3 protein-coding genes are annotated in these 4359 nt (G+C 73.5%); all 3 read left to right on the plus strand.

Features of this window, described 5'->3' with window-relative positions; translation table 11 throughout:
• Positions 1 to 863, plus strand: an 863-nt coding sequence (locus ND748_RS26170) for an FAD-dependent oxidoreductase (RefSeq protein WP_251748821.1), incomplete at its 5' end; no start/stop codon positions are given.
• Positions 860 to 1876, plus strand: coding sequence for a polyprenyl synthetase family protein (locus ND748_RS26175; protein WP_251748823.1), 1017 nt, complete (start codon positions 860 to 862; stop codon positions 1874 to 1876). The genes ND748_RS26170 and ND748_RS26175, both read left to right, overlap by 4 nt.
• A 208-nt stretch (positions 1877 to 2084) precedes the next feature.
• On the plus strand, positions 2085 to 4196 hold the full coding sequence (locus ND748_RS26180) for a terpene cyclase/mutase family protein (protein WP_251748825.1): 2112 nt from the start codon (positions 2085 to 2087) through the stop codon (positions 4194 to 4196).
• Positions 4197 to 4359: the final 163 nt, after the last annotated feature.

The raw sequence follows: 4359 nt of genomic DNA on the forward strand, positions 1-4359 counted from the left end.
CCGATGCGGTGGTCCTCGCGGTGCCGCCGCCGGTGGCGGCGGAGCTGATGCCGGCCGGCGCCGGCCCGCGGCCCGAGCGGCTGCGTGAGCTGGGCGACTCGCCGATCATCAACGTGCACATGATCTATCCACGGCAGGTGATCGAGGGGCCGTTCCTGGCCGTCGTCGACTCGCCGATCCAGTGGATCTTCGATCGGACGATTTCCTCCGGTCTGGCCGTTTCGGGTCCGCCCGGTGCCCAGTACCTGGCGCTGTCCCAGTCGGCGGCCGAGCCGTGGATCGACCGGTCGGCGAACGATCTGCGCACGCTGTTCGTCGACGAGATGGCCCGGCTGTTCCCGGCCGCCCGCGCGGCCGCGCCGCTCGAGGTCTTCGTGACCCGGGAGCGCACGGCCACCTTCCGGCAGGCGCCCGGTTCGCTTGCGTTGCGCCCGGGTACGTCGACCGGACTGCCCGGCTTTGCCCTGGCAGGCACGTGGACCGACACCGGATGGCCGGCGACCATGGAATCTGCTGTGCGTAGCGGACTCGCTGCAACCCGTGAGAGCCTGGCCGGTATGGGGGTCGTCGTCAACGGGTTGGCCAGGTCCGCCGGGGGAGACCGGGGGGTCGCCGGGCGATCACCGGCACCGGCTCGGGCTCTCCCACGGCAGGGCGCCGACGAGGCGCCCGCCACCAGCACCACACATTCATCAGACCCATCGCTTTTGCTGGATACAGCGGTTGCACCGAATGCATCGGATTCGTCGGATTCTCCGGATCCACGGGGGGAGAACGCGGTGACCGTCGCGACAAGGGCGGTCACCGGGCCGGTGCCCACCGGCCAGCCAGGGCACTCATCCACAGGGGGATTCCCGGTATGACCATGACGGTTCCGGATGCGATCGAGCGGGGGCGGACCCTCACCGTGCCGGCGCTGCGCGCCGTGGTGGACCGCCTGCACCCGCGCCTTCGCCACGTCGTTGCCTACCACCGCGGCTGGGTGGACGCCGCCGGCGAACCGCTGCCCGGTGGCGGCGGCAAGCTCGTCCGCCCGGCGTTGGCGCTGCTGTCCGCCGAGGCGGCCGGTGCGTCGGCGGAGGTCGGCCTGCCGGCCGCGGTTGCCGTCGAGCTCGTCCACGACTTCTCGCTGCTGCACGACGACCTGATGGACGGCGACACCGAGCGCCGCCATCGGCCCACGGCCTGGACGGTCTTCGGCGCCGACGGCGCGATCCTGGCCGGCGACGCCCTGCTGGGGCTCGCCACCCAGGTCCTGCTGGAGGTCGAGGGCGAGGCCGCGCGGCGGGCGGCGCTGATTCTCGGCGCCGGCGTCCAGGACCTGGTCCGTGGCCAGGCCGAGGACCTGATGTTCGAGAGCCGCTCCGACGTCACCGTGGCCGACACGCTGCGGATGGAGGACGGCAAGACCGGCGCGTTGCTGGCCTGTTCGGCGTCGCTCGGCGCCGTGCTCGCCGGTGCCGGCGACGAGATGGTCGACGCGCTCGCCGAGTACGGCTCCCGTCTCGGCACGGCCTTCCAGCTCATCGACGACCTGCTCGGCATCTGGGGCGACCCGGCGGTCACCGGCAAGCCGGTGCTGTCGGACCTGCGTTCCCGCAAGAAGTCCGTGCCGGTGGTGGTCGCGCTGGAGGCCGGCGGCGGCGCCGCCGACGAGCTGCGTGCCTTCCTCGTCAGCACCGGGGAGTCGAGCGAGGCGGAACTCGCGCACATCGCCGAACTGGTCGAACAGGCCGGCGGGCGGGACTGGACCACCGCCGAGGCCGACCGGCAGCTCAAGGCGTGCGAGAACGTGCTGCGCTCGCTGTCGATGCCGGCCGCGGTCGAGGCGGAACTGCTCGCTCTCGCCCGCTTCGTGACCGAGCGCGATCGCTGAGGAGGCCGCAGGTGAGCACAGGCGCCCATGCCGCCTGGTCCACCCGCCGCCCCGTACCAGGCCGGGGTGATGCCGGGAGGCCGGGCGGCGCCCCGCCACGGCTCGGCCGGCGGGCGGCCCCACCGGGCCGCCGCGACGCCGGACAGACCGGCGATCAGCCTGGCGATCGCCCGCTTGACCATCGCACGTACGACGAGGGGAGTCGTCGATGAGCCTGACCTCGGACCCGTCCCCGGCTGCTCCGACTGCCGAGAAGAGCCCGAAGCGGCCCACCATCCCGGTGCCCGCCACGGCCGACGCCTACGGGATCTCCCGGTCCTCACCGCCGCTGTCCGCCGGTACCGGCAGGCCGCAGGCGGCCCCGACCAACGCGGGCGTCGCCGCGGCGCGCGCGCGGGACCATCTCCTCGCGCTGCAGTCGGATGAGGGCTGGTGGAAGGGCGACCTCGAGACGAACGTCACGATGGACGCCGAGGACCTGTTCATGAAGCAGTTCCTCGGCATCCGCACCGACGACGAGACCGAGCAGACCGCCCGCTGGATCCGTTCCCAGCAGCTCGCGGACGGCGGCTGGCCCACTTTCTACGGCGGTCCGGCCGACCAGTCCACCACCATCGAGGCGTATATCGCGCTGCGCCTCGCCGGCGACGCGGTCGACGCCCCGCACATGGCGCGGGCCGCCGAGCTGGTGCGCGCCCACGGCGGAGTGGCCGCCTCCCGGGTGTTCACCCGGATCTGGCTGGCGGCCCTCGGCCAGTGGTCCTGGGATGACGTTCCGGTCATCCCACCGGAGCTGATCTTCCTGCCGTCGTGGATCCCGCTGAACGTCTACGACTTCGCCTGCTGGGCCCGCCAGACGATCGTCGCGCTGACGATCGTCGGTTCCCTGCGGCCGTCGCACGACCTCGGCTTCACCATCGACGAGCTCAAGGTGCCGGCGGCGGGACGCAAGCCCGCCCCGCTGCGAAGCTGGGAGGGCGCCTTCGAGCGCCTCGACAAGCTGCTGCACCGCTACGAGCGCCGGCCGATCAAGCTCCTGCGCACCCTGGCGCTGCGGCGGGCCACCGAGTGGGTCGTCGCCCGCCAGGAGGCCGACGGGTGCTGGGGTGGCATCCAGCCGCCCTGGGTCTACTCCGTCATGGCGCTGCACCTGATGGGGTACCCGCTGAACCACCCGGTGATCGCCACCGCGTTCCGCGGGATGGAGCGGTACGTGATCCGCCGGGACACCCCGGAGGGTCCGATCCGCCAGATCGAGGCCTGCCAGTCGCCGGTCTGGGACACCGCGCTCGCGGTCGTCGCGCTGGCCGACGCCGGCGTCCCCGGCGACCATCCGGCGATGGTGAAGGCCGGCCAGTGGCTGGTCGACGAGGAGGTCCGGGTCGCCGGGGACTGGGCGATACGCCGCCCCGAGCTCGCCCCCGGCGGCTGGGCGTTCGAGTTCGACAACGACTTCTACCCGGACGTCGACGACACCGCCGAGGTGGTGTTGGCGCTGCGGCGGCTGCTCGGCGCGGGGCACGTCGTCCCGCCGGCCTCCCGGCAGGGCCGCGCCGAGGCCATCGCGGTGAACACCGTCGAGGACGCGGACCCGCGGCTGGCCGCGGCGATGCGCGCGGCGGCGGCCCGGGGGGTCGACTGGAGCGTCGGGATGCGTTCGTCGAACGGTGCCTGGGGCGCCTTCGACGCCGACAACGTCCGGACGCTCACCACGAAGATCCCGTTCTGCGACTTCGGTGAGGTGGTCGACCCGCCGTCGGCGGACGTCACCGCGCACATCGTGGAGATGCTGGCCGACCTCGGCCGCTCCGATCACCCGATCACCCAGCGGGCGGTGCAGTGGCTGCTGGACAACCAGGAGCCGGGCGGGTCCTGGTTCGGCCGGTGGGGCGTCAACCACCTCTACGGCACCGGGGCGGCCGTGCCGGCGCTGATCGGCGCCGGAGTGCCCATCGACCATCCGGCGATCACCGCCGCGGTGCGGTGGCTGCTCGAGCACCAGTCGCCCGAGGGCGGCTGGGGCGAGGACCTGCGCTCCTACACCGACCCCGCCTGGATCGGCCGGGGCGAGCTCACCGCGTCGCAGACGGCGTGGGCACTGCTCGCGCTGCTGGCGGTGGACCCGCACAGCCTGGCCGTGAAGCGCGGGGTGCGCTGGTTGTGCGAGACCCAGCGGCCGGACGGCACCTGGGACGAGCCCTACTTCACCGGCACCGGATTCCCCGGCGACTTCTCCCTGAACTACCACCTGTACCGGCTGGTCTTCCCGCTGACCGCGCTCGGCCGGTACGTGAGCCTCACCGGGGTGGCCAAGCCATGAGCACCTGCGCATCCCCGGGCGGCGACGGGACCGCTCCCGACGCTGTCGTGACCCCCGCCGACCGTACGGCCCCGGCGGCCGCGGCGGGGGGACCCGCCGTGATCCCCGCGCAGGACCCGGCGTCGCCGTCGGTCCCCTCGTCCGCCGCGGCGCGCCGCCAGGG

The sequence above is a fragment of the Frankia sp. AiPs1 genome (genome assembly GCF_023716945.1).
Classification (GTDB): domain Bacteria; phylum Actinomycetota; class Actinomycetes; order Frankiales; family Frankiaceae; genus Frankia.

What these genes read in the sequence shown, in the direction of transcription:
- ND748_RS26175 (WP_251748823.1), top strand. Translation starts at nt 860, where the DNA reads ATGACCATGACGGTTCCGGATGCGATCGAGCGGGGGCGGACCCTCACC.
- ND748_RS26180 (WP_251748825.1), top strand. Translation starts at nt 2,085, where the DNA reads ATGAGCCTGACCTCGGACCCGTCCCCGGCTGCTCCGACTGCCGAGAAG.